Source organism: Streptomyces sp. NPDC055239 (assembly GCF_053606205.1).
The window spans coordinates 83,359-97,388 of sequence record NZ_JBSGRD010000002.1 but is presented as its reverse complement, the minus strand read 5'-3'; the positions used below and the strand labels follow the sequence as shown (position 1 = coordinate 97,388).

13 protein-coding genes and 1 other RNA gene are annotated in these 14,030 nt (G+C 69.5%); 2 read left to right on the top strand and 12 right to left on the bottom strand.

The annotated features are described in order from the left end of the window. Nucleotides 1–43: 43 nt before the first annotated feature. From ACWFRJ_RS06610 to ACWFRJ_RS06600, 3 genes are all read right to left on the bottom strand, one after another. On the bottom strand, nt 44–2,350 hold the full coding sequence (locus ACWFRJ_RS06610; protein WP_453525140.1) for a glycosyltransferase: 2,307 nt from the start codon (nt 2,348–2,350) through the stop codon (nt 44–46). Next, the gene (locus ACWFRJ_RS06605) at nt 2,347–3,156 is read right to left on the bottom strand and encodes a hypothetical protein (RefSeq protein WP_453525139.1); all 810 of its coding nucleotides are present in this window, start codon (nt 3,154–3,156) and stop codon (nt 2,347–2,349) included. Before ACWFRJ_RS06605 ends, ACWFRJ_RS06610 begins: the two co-directional genes overlap by 4 nt. A gap of 179 nt (nt 3,157–3,335) precedes the next feature. After that, nucleotides 3,336–4,343, bottom strand: a complete 1,008-nt coding sequence (locus ACWFRJ_RS06600) for a LysR family transcriptional regulator (protein ID WP_453525138.1) — start codon at nt 4,341–4,343, stop codon at nt 3,336–3,338. A 126-nt stretch (nt 4,344–4,469) separates the two neighbouring features. Here ACWFRJ_RS06600 and ACWFRJ_RS06595 point away from each other — a divergent pair, with 126 nt between their 5' ends. Beyond that, entirely contained in the window at nt 4,470–5,732 is a 1,263-nt protein-coding gene (locus ACWFRJ_RS06595) for an MFS transporter (protein WP_453525137.1), read from the top strand. Here ACWFRJ_RS06595 and dacB read toward each other — a convergent pair. The 8 genes from dacB to ftsE form a co-directional block, all read right to left on the bottom strand. Then, complete coding sequence (gene dacB, locus ACWFRJ_RS06590; protein ID WP_453525136.1) at nt 5,656–7,248, bottom strand: D-alanyl-D-alanine carboxypeptidase/D-alanyl-D-alanine endopeptidase; 1,593 nt, start codon at nt 7,246–7,248, stop codon at nt 5,656–5,658. The two genes, ACWFRJ_RS06595 and dacB, sit on opposite strands and share 77 nt — an antisense overlap. A gap of 116 nt (nt 7,249–7,364) precedes the next feature. After that, nucleotides 7,365–8,177, bottom strand: a complete 813-nt coding sequence (locus ACWFRJ_RS06585; RefSeq protein ID WP_453525135.1) for a collagen-like protein — start codon at nt 8,175–8,177, stop codon at nt 7,365–7,367. Further along, nucleotides 8,174–8,446: a hypothetical protein gene (locus ACWFRJ_RS06580; RefSeq protein ID WP_453525134.1), complete on the bottom strand. Its 273-nt coding sequence runs from the start codon at nt 8,444–8,446 to the stop codon at nt 8,174–8,176. The genes ACWFRJ_RS06585 and ACWFRJ_RS06580 overlap by 4 nt, the downstream gene beginning before the upstream one ends. A 222-nt stretch (nt 8,447–8,668) precedes the next feature. Further along, nucleotides 8,669–9,057, bottom strand: a transfer-messenger RNA (tmRNA) gene (gene ssrA, locus ACWFRJ_RS06575). 119 nt (nt 9,058–9,176) lie between these two features. Continuing rightward, nucleotides 9,177–9,698, bottom strand: a complete 522-nt coding sequence (smpB, locus tag ACWFRJ_RS06570; protein WP_453525133.1) for an SsrA-binding protein SmpB — start codon at nt 9,696–9,698, stop codon at nt 9,177–9,179. An 18-nt stretch (nt 9,699–9,716) separates the two neighbouring features. Beyond that, nucleotides 9,717–10,916 carry a S41 family peptidase gene (locus tag ACWFRJ_RS06565; RefSeq protein ID WP_453525132.1) on the bottom strand — a complete coding sequence of 400 codons (1,200 nt, stop codon included), beginning with the start codon at nt 10,914–10,916 and terminating at the stop codon, nt 9,717–9,719. 78 nt (nt 10,917–10,994) lie between these two features. Continuing rightward, nucleotides 10,995–11,912, bottom strand: a complete 918-nt coding sequence (gene ftsX / locus ACWFRJ_RS06560) for a permease-like cell division protein FtsX (protein WP_453525131.1) — start codon at nt 11,910–11,912, stop codon at nt 10,995–10,997. Nucleotides 11,913–11,955: 43 nt separating this feature from the next. After that, nucleotides 11,956–12,645, bottom strand: coding sequence for a cell division ATP-binding protein FtsE (ftsE, locus tag ACWFRJ_RS06555; RefSeq protein WP_030788113.1), 690 nt, complete (start codon nt 12,643–12,645; stop codon nt 11,956–11,958). Between the two features lie 240 nt (nt 12,646–12,885). Here ftsE and ACWFRJ_RS06550 point away from each other — a divergent pair, with 240 nt between their 5' ends. Next, nucleotides 12,886–13,077: a hypothetical protein gene (locus ACWFRJ_RS06550; RefSeq protein ID WP_389908534.1), complete on the top strand. Its 192-nt coding sequence runs from the start codon at nt 12,886–12,888 to the stop codon at nt 13,075–13,077. 124 nt (nt 13,078–13,201) lie between these two features. Here ACWFRJ_RS06550 and ACWFRJ_RS06545 read toward each other — a convergent pair whose 3' ends face one another. Then, a complete protein-coding gene (locus ACWFRJ_RS06545) occupies nt 13,202–13,873 on the bottom strand; it encodes an LPXTG cell wall anchor domain-containing protein (RefSeq protein WP_453525130.1) in 672 nt (223 codons plus the stop codon). Nucleotides 13,874–14,030 lie beyond the last annotated feature (157 nt).

The window sequence follows — 14,030 nt, the reverse complement described above, 5'->3', positions numbered from 1 at the left end:
CCAGGAGGCGGCGGCACCTGGGGCAGGGGCTGCGTGGGATAGGTCATGCGACGGGCCTCCGATCAGGGCTGCCCGTCCGCTGCTGCGGAATCGAGGGCGGGGTTCCGAGCACTCCCGTGCGCCGGAGCTTCTGCCAGCGAAGGCGGCCTCCGGTCAGGGCGGTGATCCAGGACTGCAGCAGCACGACGTACATCAGCTGCCGGTAGAGGATCTGCTGGAGGGGCAGCGAGATCAGATGGGTCATGCGCTCGCGGTCGAGCCGGAAGGCGTACGCCGCGCACACCGCCTGGACGGCGAGGACGCCGAGCCACGCGACGATCGTCTTCTGGGTGGGGCCGAAGACAAGGCCGTACAGGAGGAACACGTCGATCAGGGGGGCCAGGAGCGGGGCCAGGACCATGAACAACGAAACCAGCGGCATGCCCACCCGGCCGAAGCGGCCCGAAGGGCCCGACTCGATCACCGAGCGGCGGTGCTTCCAGATCGCCTGCATGGTGCCGTACGACCAGCGGTAGCGCTGCGACCACAGCTGCTGCACCGTCTCCGGCGCCTCGGTCCACGCGCGCGCCTTCTCGGCGTACACGACCCGCCAGCCGTCCCTGTGCATCGCCATCGTGATGTCGGTGTCCTCGGCGAGCGTGTCGTCGCTCATGCCGCCGACCCGCTCGAGGGCCGAGCGCCGGAAGGCTCCCACGGCGCCGGGGATCGTCGGCATGCAGCCGAGCATGTCGTACATCCGGCGGTCGAGATTGAAGCCCATCACGTACTCGATGTGCTGCCAGGCGCCGATCAGCGAGTCCCTGTTGCCGACCTTCGCGTTGCCCGCGACGGCGCCCACGCGCGGATCGCCGAACGGCTGCACCAGCTCGCGCACGGTGGACCGCTCGAAGACCGTGTCGCCGTCCATCATCACGATGAGGTCGTAACGGGCGTTGGCTATGCCGCGGTTGAGCGCGGCGGGCTTGCCCGCGTTCTGCTGGCGCACGACGCGTACGTTCGGGAGGCGGAGCCCCTCGACGATCAGCGCGGTGCCGTCCGACGAGCCGTCGTCGATGACGATGATCTCGATGGGATGGTCGCTCGACATGAGCGAACGGACCGTGGCCTCGATGCACTTGGCCTCGTTGTAGGCCGGGACGAGGACCGACACCGGTTCGGTGATGTCAGGGCCCCAGCGGAAGCCGCGCTTGCGTACCTTGCGCGCGTGCACCGCGGAGAGCAGCAGCATCAGGCCGAAGCGGAAAAGGACCAGGGATCCGATGACGGCGAGGGCGACGACGAGTACGCCGGTGATCTTCTCCGAGGCACCGACAAGGAAGACCCAGGCCTTGCCCTTCCACAGCTCTATGCCGGAGACGGGCGCGTGCGCGCTGGGGGCGTCCAGTGCCTCGGTGAGGTTCGTGAAGTGGTAGCCCTCGTGCTGGAGATCGGGCAGGAAGGTGTCCAGCGCGGCGACCGTCTGCGAGCGGTTGCCGCCGGAGTCGTGCATCAGGACGACGGCGCCGTCGCCGTTCTTGGGCGTGGCGCGGCGGATGATCTCGGCGACGCCGGGGCGCTTCCAGTCCTCGCTGTCGGTGTTGTTGACGACGGTGAGGTAGCCGCGTCCGCCTATGTACTTCGTCACCGGCCAGGACTTGTCGTCCATGGCGTCGGAGAACGACGAGTACGGCGGGCGGAAGAGGGAGGTGCGGATGCCCGCGGCGCCCGCGAGGGCGAGCTGGTTCTGCGAGAGCTCCCAGTCGATGCGGCTCGGCGACTGGTACGACAGATCAGGGTGGTTGAACGTGTGCAGGCCGACCTCGTGGCCCTCGTCCACCATGCGCTCGACGAGGTCGGGGTAGCGCGACGCCATCGTGCCGGTGACGAAGAAGACGCCGTGCGCGTGGTGCTTCTTCAGTACGTCGAGGACCTTGGGGGTCCACTCCGGGTCCGGGCCGTCGTCGAAGGTCAGCACGAGCCGGTGGCGCGGAACGCTCAGCGTCCCCTCGTGGCCGCCGCGGGTGTCGATGACCGGGCCGCCCTCGAGGATCTTCTCCGGGACCTTGCCGGTGCCCGCGGGCGGGCGGATGCGGTGGTCGGCGAGGATCTCGCTGTGCGTGTAGCCGCGCAGCATGAGCATCGCCATCAGGGCGACGAGGAGGAGCAGGGGCAGGAGGTAGCGCAGGGGGAGTCTGCGCCGCTTGGTGCCGCGGGCCGGCCCCGCGTGGCGTCGGCCGCCACCACCCCCTGGTTGGGCGTGACCGTTCCCGGTCGGGGCCTGGCCGTTCCCGGTCTGGGCTCGGCCGTTCCGGGTCTGGGCGTGGCCGTTCCGGGAACCGGCTGACCGGCCCCTGTTGGTACGGGAGTTCATCGCTGTGAGCCCTCCGAGGGCTGCTGGGCGGAGCTGAGCGGGGACTGGCTGAGCGGGGACTGAGGGACGTAGACGGCGACCTGGACTCGCAGCGGGGACTGCTGCTCGGCGGCGGGCCGCATTACGGGGACTTCGCCGCCGCCTCCCGCGCCCGCGTCACCCGGGTTCTCGGTCGACGGGTCCGGGGTCGGCGTGGTGGGGTCGACGGTCGGGTCCGGTTCCGTGCCCGGCTTCGTGGGGTCGACGGTCGGGTCGGGGTCTCCGCCGCCACCGCCGCCGCTTGTCGGGTCGGGGTCGGGTTTGCCGCCGCCCGTGGGGTCCGGGTCGGGCTTTCCGTCGGCCTCGTCGCCCTTGCCGTCGTCCGTCTCCGACGGGTCGGCCGTGCCGTCGCCATCGGTCGCGGGGGCGGTGGTGCCGCTCTCCGACGCGCCGGGCGAGGGTGTCGTGCCTGATGACGCCGAGGGGTCGAGGGAGTCGGCCGGGCGGTTCGGTGTGTCCACCTTGCTCGCCGGCTTCTCGTCCTTGGGGTCGACCGGCAGCCAGGGCGCGTCGGAGTTGCCGGAGAGCAGGGTGCCTACGATGATCACCGCGTACACGGCGCAGGCTATGCCGACCAGCACGCCTATTCGGCGGTATCTCCGGCTGCGGCGGCCCGTCTCGTCGACGAAAACCGGCCCGTCGGACGCCTCTTGGTCACTCTCGGCGGACAGGTCCGCCAGCTGTCGCCCCAGCCCGTCGATCTGAACGGTGACCTCGTTCGGATCGTGAGTGTGTTCCGGTAGGGCATCTTCTCGCCAATACTCCATGCGTACGCACAACCCCCACATAACCTGGCTCGGGCGCGCACGACTCCGGGCAACTTTTGCCGTCGGACCGGGCCCCCACCCGATCCGAGCGCCCCCCTATCACACCGCGCCCGGACCATGAATGTAGCGCACAGCGGTGACAGTCGTACTAATCCATCAGTCCTGTCTCACCAATCCATTCAGTCCCGTCTCACCAATCCATCAGCCCCCGTCTCACCCATGACGAGCGCATCCGTGGCCGGAACCCATCCGTCTTCGGGCCTGCGCAGCCACCCCTCCGCCTCGGAGAGCTCGGCAGCGGCCGCGCGCAGCGCGTCGACCCCCGGATGCACGAGCCCTTTTCTCCACACCAACGACACGGGCGACAGCGGCACCGGATCGATCAAGGGCCGCAGGACCGACTCGGGCATGGCCGGAAAATCCACAGCCGCGAGTACGGGGTTCCGGTTCTTCGCCATGACCCGCCCGAACTCCTCGGCGCCCACGGCGAGGGGCGCGGGCGGCGCCACCTCGATGCCGTGCCCCTCGAAGAGGCGGTGCGCCAGGTCGGTCCACTCCAGCGTCCGCGGATTGCCCGCCCCCGCGTACACGCTCTCCCCCGCGAGCGCCCCGAGCGGCACCGCGTCGAGCTCGGCCAAGGGGTGACCGAGCGGCAGGAGCACCGCCATCGGCTCGTACCGCACGGGCTGTTGGGCGAGCCTTGATCGCAGGGCAGGTTCGAGCCCGGCGTACCGGCCGAAGGAGACGTCGAGCCGCCCGGCGGCCATCTCGGCGGCGGCCCAGGTGAGGCCGCTCTCGAAGCGGGCCATCAACTCGCAGTCCGGGGCGAGTTCGCGGGCCCGCTCCAGGATGCGGCCGCTGATGAGCCCCTCGCTGTTCAGGTCCACGAGCAGCGGTCGGGCCGCCGCACCGCCGGAGCGGGCGCCCCGCACGAAGGCGGCGGCCAGGTCGTCGTGCGCGTCGAGCACCCGCCGCGCGTACGGCAGCAGCCGCTCGCCGTCGGCCGTCAGCGTGACCTGCCGCGTCGTCCGTACGAAGAGCTCGGCACCCAACTCCCGCTCCAGGCGCCGCACATCACGGCTCAGCGCCTGCTGGGCGACGTAGAGGCGGGCGGCGGCCCGTGTGAAGTGCAGCTCTTCGGAGACGGCCATGAAGGCGCGCAGGAGGCGGGGGTCCAGGTCTGTCACGCCGAGAACCTACATCGGGGACAGCGGTGGATACGGGGTCGGAGACCGGGACTTACAACAGGAGTGCGTGAGTAGGGCCCCAGAAGGTGTTGGACCCCGCACCAGCGCCCCGGTGAGGGTGATCCCATGCCGCCCGCCGAACCCCACGCACCCAACCGCCGCAACCCTTACGCCCGCCTCTTCCGCATACCCGGAGCCACCGCCTTCACCATCGGCAACCTCATCGCCCGCCTCCCCATGGGGATGTTCAGCGTGAGCGCCGTCATCATGATCGCCGGGGCGCGCGGTTCCTACGCGCTCGCAGGCGCCGTCACCGCGACGGGCCTCGCCACGACCGCCCTCGTGGCGCCCTGGACCGCCCGCCTCGTGGACCGGTACGGCCAGGCCCGGATCGCCGTCCCCGCCACCGCGATCGCCGCGCTCGGCTCGCTCTCCCTGCTCCTGTGCGTGCACTACGGAGCGCCCGACTGGACCCTGTTCGCCTCGTACGCCGCGACGGCCACGACCCCCAACACCGGCGGTATGTCCCGCGCCCGCTGGGCCCACCTCCTCAAGGACGACGAGCGGGCCGTGCACACCGCCAACTCCTTCGAGCAGGCCGCGGACGAGCTGTGCTTCATGCTCGGACCCGTCCTCGCGGCCTTCCTGTGCGGGGCGCTCTTCCCGGAGGCGGGCACCCTCATCGGAGTCGTACTGCTCCTGACCGGCGTCCTGCTCTTCGCCGCCCAGCGCACGACGGAACCGCCGCCCCGGGGACGTACGGCCACGAAGGAGAAGTCGCTCCTTCGCGCGCGCGGGATGCCCACACTGCTCGCCGCCTTCCTCGCCACCGGTGCCGTCTTCGGTTCGATGGAGGTCGTGACGATCGCCTTCGCGGACACGCAGGGGCACAAGGCGGCCGCCGGGGCAATCCTCGCGCTCCAGGCCGCGGGCTCCTGCGCGGCTGGCCTCCTCTACGGAACGCTCAAGCCGAGCGGGCCCCTGCACCGCCGCCACATCATGTGCGTCACCGCGATGGCGGCCCTGATGACGCTGCCGCTCCTGGCCGCCACGCTCACCGGCTCGCTCCTTGTGCTCGCCGGGGCTCTCCTTGTCGCCGGAATGGCTACGGCACCGACGATGGTCACCGGCATGACCCTGGTCCAACAGCGCACCCCCGAGGGCCGGTTGAACGAGGGCATGACCCTCGCCGTCACCGGGATCCTCGGGGGCATCGCGTGCGGGGCCGCGGCAGGGGGCTGGGTGGTGGAGCACCTGAGCCCCGCCCAGGGTTACGCGGTCCCTGTCACCGCCGCGTGCTGCGCGCTGCTGCTCAGCATCGTGCGGGCTTGCGCCACGAGCACTCCAGATCCCCGCTCGGCTCGGCCCCGCGTCGCGAGCGCGGCATGACCGGAACGGCCTTGTCCTCGGTCGACTTGGCGAGCGTCACGACGATCGCGTCCTCCAGGGCCTTCACCGAAGAGGGCATGTAGTTGTTCAGGATGATGCTGAACACCAGCTCACGCCCGCCCGCGTCCTTCACGTACCCCGAAAGCGCGGACGCGGCAGTCAACGACCCCGTCTTCGCCCGTACGTTGAGGGCGGCAGGGGTCCCGCACATGCGCGTACGCAGCGTGCCGCCGACGAACTTGTCCGGGGCGCAGGCCACCGGGAGGGACTTGTACCAGTCGGCGTACCAGGGCTCGCCCTTCGCCGAGAGAAGCAGCTTGATCAGCTGGTCGGCGGGGGCGTTGTCCTTGCGCGAGAGCCCGGAGCCGTCGACCTGGCGCACCTTGCCGGGGTCGACACCGGCGGTCTTGAGATAGGCGCTGATGGCGGCGAGCCCGTCGGGCCAGCTGCCGGGCCGCCCGGTCGCCTCGTACCCCATCGTCTTCGTGAGGTTCTCCGCGTGCATGTTGTTGGAGAGCTTCATGAAGGGGATCATCAGCTCCTTCAGCGGCATGGAGTCGTGCGAGGCGAGTTGCCGCGCGCCCTTGGGAGTGGCGAGTCCGGCCTTCGTCGGCCCGCTCACCCGCACCCCGTGCGCCTTCAGCGCGTCCCGGAAGATCGCGGCCGCGTAGCCGGTCGGCTCCCAGACGGTGATCCACTCCTTGGTGGCTGAACCCCCCACCGGAACAGTGCCGGTGACGGTGATCGTGTTGGTGCCGTGCTCGCGCTCGATGGTGAGCGTGTCCTCGCCGCCGGCTGCGACGGTCTTGGCGGTGTTGTCGACGTCCACGTAATCGGTCTTCGGGGTCACCGTGACCTTCGGCCTGTCCCCCGCCTTCGCTCCTGGCGTGGCCTCGACGATGACCGTCCCGGTGTCGTAGTCGGTGTCCGGGGCGACGCTCAGTGCGGAGATCTGGGCGGCGTAGTACGCGAACTCGTCGTCCCCGGACCAGGTGTCGCCGATGCGCTTGTCGTCGAACCGGGTGTCGTCGGCGACCAGCCTCCCCGAGACCTTACGGACCCCCGAGTCGGCGATCTTCGCGGCGAGTTGGTCGTAGTCCTTGGCGAGTGTCGTCGGGTCGCCGGTGCCGCGCAGGTAGAGGTCGCCGGAGAGGACGGAGCCGTGCTGCTTGCCGTCGGTGAGCACATCGGTGGTGAAGCGGTGGTCGGGCCCGAGCCGTTCCATGGCGGCCGTCGAGGTGAGGAGCTTGGTGTTGGACGCGGGCATCAGGCGCCCGCTGGGAAGGTGTTGGTAGAGCACGTCACCGGACGCGGCGTCGGCGACGACGACGCTTGCCGCGCCGCCCTCCATCCGTGGATCGCCGAGGATGGTGTCGATGGCTTCGGGCAGGCCGCTGTTGTCGGAGTCCGCCCCGGCAGGCGAACTGACGGAGAGGGTGGCCGCCGCGACACCGAGCACGGCGGGCCAGATCCAGTGGCGCATGCGGGCGTTGACGCGTCTCACGGGTCTACTCATGACCCAGGAGCATCCCGGACACGACCGCCCGGCGACAGACCCCACTCCGGACATCTGTGGAGCGGCCTCGGCTGGGATGCGGCGGTCCGGGATGCGCGACCCTCCGGCAGCCCCCGTCAGCCCGGCGCACCCGGCGTTCGGCGGCACCGAGGCAGCAGTGCGGGCAGCAGCAGGAGGGCGGGGGCCGGGTCCGACGGGGGTACGCCGTTGCGGCGGCAGACCAAGGCGTCCGGGTCCGCCGAGGGCTGTTGGAGGCTGTAGCCGTCGGGGCAGGGGGAACCCGCGTCGCCCGGCTCGCCCTTGGGGCCGCGCTCGCCGTGGGGGCCTGCCGGGCCTGTGGGGCCCTGGGGACCCGCAGGGCCCGATGCGCCGCCCGCGCCGTCGGAGCCATGGGCGCCGTCAGCGCCGTCGGCGCCGTCCGAGCCCGGTGGCCCCGCCGCCCCTGCCGGGCCTTCCGGGCCCTGTTCGCCGTTCGTGCCGTTCGTGCCGTCCGCTCCGTCCGAGCCCGCGGCGCCGGACCGGCCGGGGCTGCCGGACGCTCCCGCTTTCCCGGGCTCTCCCGCCGCACCCCGATCACCGTTCCGGCCGCCGGCCCCCTGCGCGCCCTTGTCCCCCGGTTTCCCGTCCGCGCCGGGCGAACCGGGCGCCCGCACCCGGTTCAGGAGGTCGTCCACGGCGTCGGACGGGTCCGGCGCCGCGGGGGTGTCCCCGTGGGAGCGGACCTGTGCGCGCAGGGTCCGTACGTCCCTGGCCAGCGTGGACACCGCGTCGCCGCGCCGGTCCGCCTCCGTGGCGAGCCGGTCGGCGCGGCGGTCACCGGCGTCGATTCGCGCCCAGAGCAGCGCCGCGACACCGGAGAGCGCCACAAGCACACACACGAGGAACACGCTGCGCCAACGCGGGGCCAGGACACGCTCGAGCTGGATCACGGAGTGCCTCCGAGCCGTTGGTTGTCGTTGAGCAGCCGGGCGATCTCGCTCTGGTCATGGACGTGCAGAGCGTTTAACTCGGCTAATTTCGCGTCGCGTTCGGCGACCTGGCGCTCCAACCGGTCCCGCTCCGTCTGGAGCTTCTCCGTGAGGCTGGAATAGCCGGTAAGCGCGTTCTCGCCGCGTTTACCGAGATACGCCACCACTGCCGCGCCAAGGACTCCGAGGCTGGCGAGAAGGGAGCCGAAAAGAGTGACGGTGGCATCCAAGCGACTGCCTCCTGCACTTGCGTACTCAGCCCGGCCACCGCACGCCGGGCTGTCGGGAACCTGGACTTACCTCTACATAACCTGCACTCGGATGCAGTAACGAGTCACATGCCCAGAGGATGTGCCCCCGTCCACCCACCGTTCCCGCCCACCGTTTCTCTTCCCCGGACACGGAAAAAGCCCCCTGGCCAGTGGCCAGGAGGCTTTGACCTCACATGGGAATTGTGGAGATGGCGGGAATCGAACCCGCGTCCAACGGTGCAAAAGGAGGGCTTCTCCGAGCGCAGTTCGCTACGATTTTCTCGGCCCCGGTGATCTCGCGAACAAGTCTCCGACGGGCCCAGTCACTGTTTGATTTCCCATCGAACCCCGTGACCGGGCTCGATGGTTTAGTCCCCTAGATTATGCCAGGATCCGGGTCGGGAACACTCCCGGGCTGACACCCATTAAGGGTCCTTCACTCACTGCTAATTAAGCAGCGAGGGCGAAGGACTGGGAATCGCTCTTGGAATTGGCGATTATTGGTTGCGACATGTGGTTAACGAGATCATTGTCGCTTCCTCGGCTCGCTTCCCCTGCTTCGACATCCGCTGTCGAAACCGATCATCCCCATGTTTTTTTATCAATGCGCGCCCCGGCTGTGCGGGGCAGTGCCCATCGTACGTGACCAACGCCCGACGGGGCCAGCCAATTCCCGCGCGCCCCGTTCGGGCCCACGCGGACCCGCGGGTTAGGCGCTGCGCTGACGCTTCTTGACGTCCGCGACCGCGCGGTTCGTCTCGCGCAGATCCTGCTTCTCCTTGAGCGTCTGACGCTTGTCGTACTCCTTCTTGCCCTTGGCCAACGCGATCTCGACCTTGACCCGGCTGTCCACGAAGTACAGGGCCAGGGGCACGATCGTGTGACCCGTCTCCTGCGACTTGGAATCCAGCTTGTCGATCTCCGCCCGGTGCAGCAGGAGCTTGCGCTTCCGCGTGGCGGAGTGGTTGGTCCAGGTCCCTTGCACGTACTCCGGGATGTGGATGTTGTGCAGCCACGCCTCGCCGCCGTCGATGTGCACGAAGCCGTCCACCAGGGAGGCTCTGCCCATCCGCAGCGACTTGACCTCGGTGCCCATCAGGACGAGGCCGCACTCGTACGTGCCGATGATGTGGTAGTCGTGCCGCGCCTTCTTGTTCTGCGCGACCATCTTCCGGGCAGGGGCCTTCTCAGCGGCCTTCGCGGCCTTGCGCTTTACCTTTTCCTTCGCCATAGTCTGGCCATTTTCGCACTACGAGGGGGGTCCGAGGCCAGTCAATACTGTCTCGGCCCGTCTCTCGGCGCCGTCCTGGACCTCCAGGTCCGGGGTGATGCCACGGCCGTCGACCGCCTGCCCCGAAGGAGTGCGGTAGTGCCCGACCGTCAGCTCGGCGACCGAGCCGTCGGGCAGCCGGCTCGGCATCTGGACCGAGCCCTTGCCGAAGGTCCGTGAGCCCACCACGACCGCGCGGCCGCGATCCTGCAAGGCGCCCGTGAGCAGCTCCGCCGCGCTCATCGTGCCGCCGTCGACCAGGGCGACCACGGGTCTGGTGGTGTCACCGCCCCGCTCCGCGTGCAGGGCCTTCTGCCGACCGCGTACGTCGTACGTCGCCACCAGGCCCCCGTCGACGAGCCCCGATGCCGCGGTGACCGCCTCCGACACCAGGCCCCCGGAGTTGCCGCGCAGGTCGAGCAGGATTCCGGCGCCCTTGGGAGCGTCGCGCACCGCGGAACGTACGCGCTTGCCCGCCCCCTTGGTGAAGGCCTCGACCTTGATCAGGACGGCGCCGCCCGCGAGCTGCGTGACCGTGACGGAGTCCGTGGAGAGGCGGGCCCGGCGCAGTGTCTCGCTCCACGCGCGCGTGCCCCGCTTCAGGCCGAGCTCGACCGGGCTGCCCGCGTGCGTACCGCGCAGCAGGGACACGACCTCGGTGACGGGAAGGCCCGCGACGCGCTTGCCGTCGATGCTGCTCAGCTGGTCGCCCTCGCGGATACCGGCCTGCTCGGCGGGGCCGCCGCGCTGGACCCGGGACACCTCGATGCGCCCGTCGGCCGTGCGCCTGGCCCAGAGGCCGACACCGGTGTACGCGCCGTCCAGGGACTGCTCGAACTCCTGATACTCCCCGGGGGAGTACACCGCCCCCCAGCGGTCGCCACTGCGGCTCACGGCGTCCTCAGCGGCCTTCTCGCCGGACTTGCCGTCAGCCATGGCCTCGGCCGCGGCGTCGGCAGCTTCGGAGGCGGCGTCCGTGGAGGAGGCGACGGAACGGGTGGAAGCGGAAGACGAAGACGAAGGGGCGGGCGACTTCCGGCCTTCGTCGGCCACGTCGTCCCAGGACCCGGTGGCCGCACCGGTGGCGAGCACGCTCGCGAACACCAATGTCAGGGTCGCCCCGCGGCGGATACGGCGGGTCCGGGAGAGCCGGTCGCAGAACCGGTCGGGGCCTGACATGCCGGTGAGTCTAGGACAACGAAGGGCGCCGTACGGTCGGTTGAACCGCACAGCGCCCCAATGCTCCAGCGGGTTTTGTCACACCTTCAGGTACTTGCGCAACGCGAAGAACGCGGCGAGCGCGGGCATCAGCAGGCTGATGGCGAGTACAAGCGGCAGCTTGGCCAGGACCGCGTCCCACCCGATGAAGTTGATCAGATTCAGCTTCTCGGAGAGCGCGAGCCCGTGGTCGATGATGAAGTACCGGCCCACGAGGAGCATTCCGCAGGCGACACCGCCACCGATGAGCCCGGCGACGGCGGCCTCCATGATGAACGGCATCTGGATGTAGAAGCTGGACGCGCCGACGAGCCGCATGATCCCGGTTTCACGTCTCCGGCTGAACGCGGAGACACGCACCGTGTTGACGATCAGCATCAGCGCGACGACGAGCATCAGCGCCATCACCGCGAGCGCGGCCCAGTTCATGCCGTTGAGCAGCCCGAAGAGGTTCTCCAGGATGCCCTTCTGGTCCTGCACGGACTGCACGCCGTCACGCCCGGAGAAGGCGGTCGCGACCACCTGGTACTTCTCCGGGTCCTTCAGCTTGATGCGGTACGACTCCTGCATCTGGTCCGGCGTGAGGGAGCTGGACAGCGGCGAGTCGCCGAACTGCTCCTTGTAGTGCTTGTAGGCCTGGTCGGCCGATTCGTACTCGACCTTCTCCACGACGGGCATCTTCTTCAGGTCGACCTTGACCTGTTCCTTCTGCTCGTTCGTGACCGCGCCCTTGGCGCACTTGGGATCCTGCTCCGCGTCGGCCTTGTTGCAGAGGAAGATCGATACGTTGACCTTGTCGTACCAGAAGCCCTTCATGGTGCTCACCTGGTCACGCATGAGCAGCGAGCCGCCGAACAGGGCGAGCGAGAGGGCCACGGAGACGATGACCGCGAAGGTCATCGTGAGATTACGGCGGAGACCGACGCCGATCTCCGACAGGACGAACTGGGCGCGCATGGCTCCCTTTCAGTGGATCAGTGCAGTGGATCAGTACGGGTCGTCAGTGCTGGTAGCCGTAGACGCCGCGCGACTGGTCGCGGACGAGACGGCCCTTCTCCAGCTCGATGACCCGCTTGCGCATCTGGTCCACGATCTGCTGGTCGTGGGTCGCCATGACGACGGTCGTGCCGGTCCGGTTGATCCGGTCGAGCAGCTTCATGATGCCGACCGAAGTCTGCGGGTCGAGGTTGCCTGTCGGCTCGTCGGCGATCAGGAGCTTGGGGCGGTTGACGAAGGCTCGCGCGATCGCCACCCGCTGCTGCTCACCACCGGAGAGCTCGCCGGGCATCCGGTCCTCCTTGCCGCCGAGGCCGACGAGGTCGAGGACCTGGGGGACGGACTTGCGGATCTCGCCGCGGGACTTGCCGATGACTTCCTGCGCGAAGGCGACGTTCTCGCCGACGGTCTTGTTCGGAAGGAGACGGAAGTCCTGGAAGACGGTGCCCAACTGGCGCCGCATGTGCGGCACCTTGAAGTTGGAGAGGCGGGCGAGGTCCTTGCCGAGGACGTGCACCTGGCCGTGGCTGGTGCGCTCTTCGCGCAGGACAAGACGCAGGAAGGTGGACTTTCCGGAGCCGGAAGAGCCCACCAGGAAGACGAACTCGCCCTTTTCGATCTCCAGAGAGACATCCCGGAGGGCGGGCCGGGTCTGCTTGGGGTAGGCCTTGGAGACGTTGTCGAATCGGATCACGGATGCACCACGGGTCGCCGGGGGTAGGTGAGCGTGACCATACGCGAAGCGGGTAGCGGAGCGCAGTCAGCGTCCTGAGTTGCGCGAATTGTCGCGGATATACCACGGAACGTAACAGCCGGAAACCGACGAGGACGGGCGGGCCGCGCCGAAACTCGTGGAAGCTGGCACAGTGGTAGGGGGAACGGTTGAGTTCCCCCTAGCGTTGGGCAGGCTGTGACTGTGCGGGAGGAGGAGCGCATGACCTACGACAGGTTGGTGTGCGCGAACTGCGCGTCGCCCGTGAGCGAAGGCCGCTGCCCCGTGTGCCGGGCCAATCGCGAGCGCATGCAGCAAGAGGGGCCGTTCGGCGGCCTCAGCCCTGCGGCCCTGATAGGACTGCTCGTCGTGCTGATAGCGGCAGTGGCCCTGCTGGCGCACCAGACCGCTTAGCGCCCCTCGGCGCGCTTCAGTGCGCCGCAGGCGCGTACCAGGACACCAGAAGGGCCCGGAGCTGGCTGCTCCGGGCCCTTCTGTCATGTCATGTCATACGTACGTGCCGTGCCGATGCCCTTTATCAGGCAGCGGCGCCGCGGTTGCCGACGAAGCGCGGCAGAACGCGGAAGCCGATGCCGCCGGCGATCATCGTCGCGGCACCGATGAGCAGGAACGTGGTCTCGGCGGCACCCGTCTCGGCGAGCTCACCCTTGTCGGCCTTGTCACCCTGCTCGACCGGGGCGGAGCCCGTGTCGTTCAGGCTGTCCTTGCCCTTGCCCTGCTCGACGGGGTTGTTGGCGCCGCCGTCAGGGTCGTTGTCGTTGCCGCCGTTGCCGCCACCACCGGTGCCGTTGCCGTTACCGGGGTCGCTGGGGCCCTCGGTGGGCGTACCCGGGTCCGAGGGGTCCGTCGGGTCGTCGGTGGGCGTACCCGGGTCCGTCGGGTCCTCGGTGGGCTCCGTGGGCTCCTCGGTGGGGTCCGTCGGGTCGTCCGTGGGGTCCGTCGGGCCCTCGGTGGGCTCCGTCGGGATCTCCGTGGGCGGGTCGGTGGGGTCCTCGGTCTCGTCGTCGCCGAGGCCGACGTCGACTCCGATGCCGTTCTCGTCGGCGCTGGCGCTCGCGCCCACACCGCCGCCGAGGTCGACGCCGACGTCGAGGGCCGAGGCGGCACCCGCGGCGGTCAGCGAAGCACCGGCGGCGATCACCGCACCTGCCGCTATGCGTGCAACGCGGATCCGCGTCTTCTTGGTCATCTGGCTGCTACCCCCAGTAGCTGAATCGTCAGTGAGGCAGCGTCCGGGTCCGCGTTCGTCAGGAGCGCTGAATCCGCCCCCACAGATCACACGCGCCCCAGAGATACGCATGCCGCTCGCTAGCCTTTCCAGTTTCCCGAGCAACGTCAAGGTCGTT

What these genes read in the sequence shown, in the direction of transcription:
- ACWFRJ_RS06610 (WP_453525140.1), bottom strand. Translation starts at nt 2,350, where the DNA reads ATGAACTCCCGTACCAACAGGGGCCGGTCAGCCGGTTCCCGGAACGGC.
- ACWFRJ_RS06605 (WP_453525139.1), bottom strand. Translation starts at nt 3,156, where the DNA reads ATGGAGTATTGGCGAGAAGATGCCCTACCGGAACACACTCACGATCCG.
- ACWFRJ_RS06595 (WP_453525137.1), top strand. Translation starts at nt 4,470, where the DNA reads ATGCCGCCCGCCGAACCCCACGCACCCAACCGCCGCAACCCTTACGCC.
- dacB (WP_453525136.1), bottom strand. Translation starts at nt 7,248, where the DNA reads ATGAGTAGACCCGTGAGACGCGTCAACGCCCGCATGCGCCACTGGATC.
- smpB (WP_453525133.1), bottom strand. Translation starts at nt 9,698, where the DNA reads ATGGCGAAGGAAAAGGTAAAGCGCAAGGCCGCGAAGGCCGCTGAGAAG.
- ACWFRJ_RS06565 (WP_453525132.1), bottom strand. Translation starts at nt 10,916, where the DNA reads ATGTCAGGCCCCGACCGGTTCTGCGACCGGCTCTCCCGGACCCGCCGT.
- ftsX (WP_453525131.1), bottom strand. Translation starts at nt 11,912, where the DNA reads ATGCGCGCCCAGTTCGTCCTGTCGGAGATCGGCGTCGGTCTCCGCCGT.
- ACWFRJ_RS06550 (WP_389908534.1), top strand. Translation starts at nt 12,886, where the DNA reads ATGACCTACGACAGGTTGGTGTGCGCGAACTGCGCGTCGCCCGTGAGC.
- ACWFRJ_RS06545 (WP_453525130.1), bottom strand. Translation starts at nt 13,873, where the DNA reads ATGACCAAGAAGACGCGGATCCGCGTTGCACGCATAGCGGCAGGTGCG.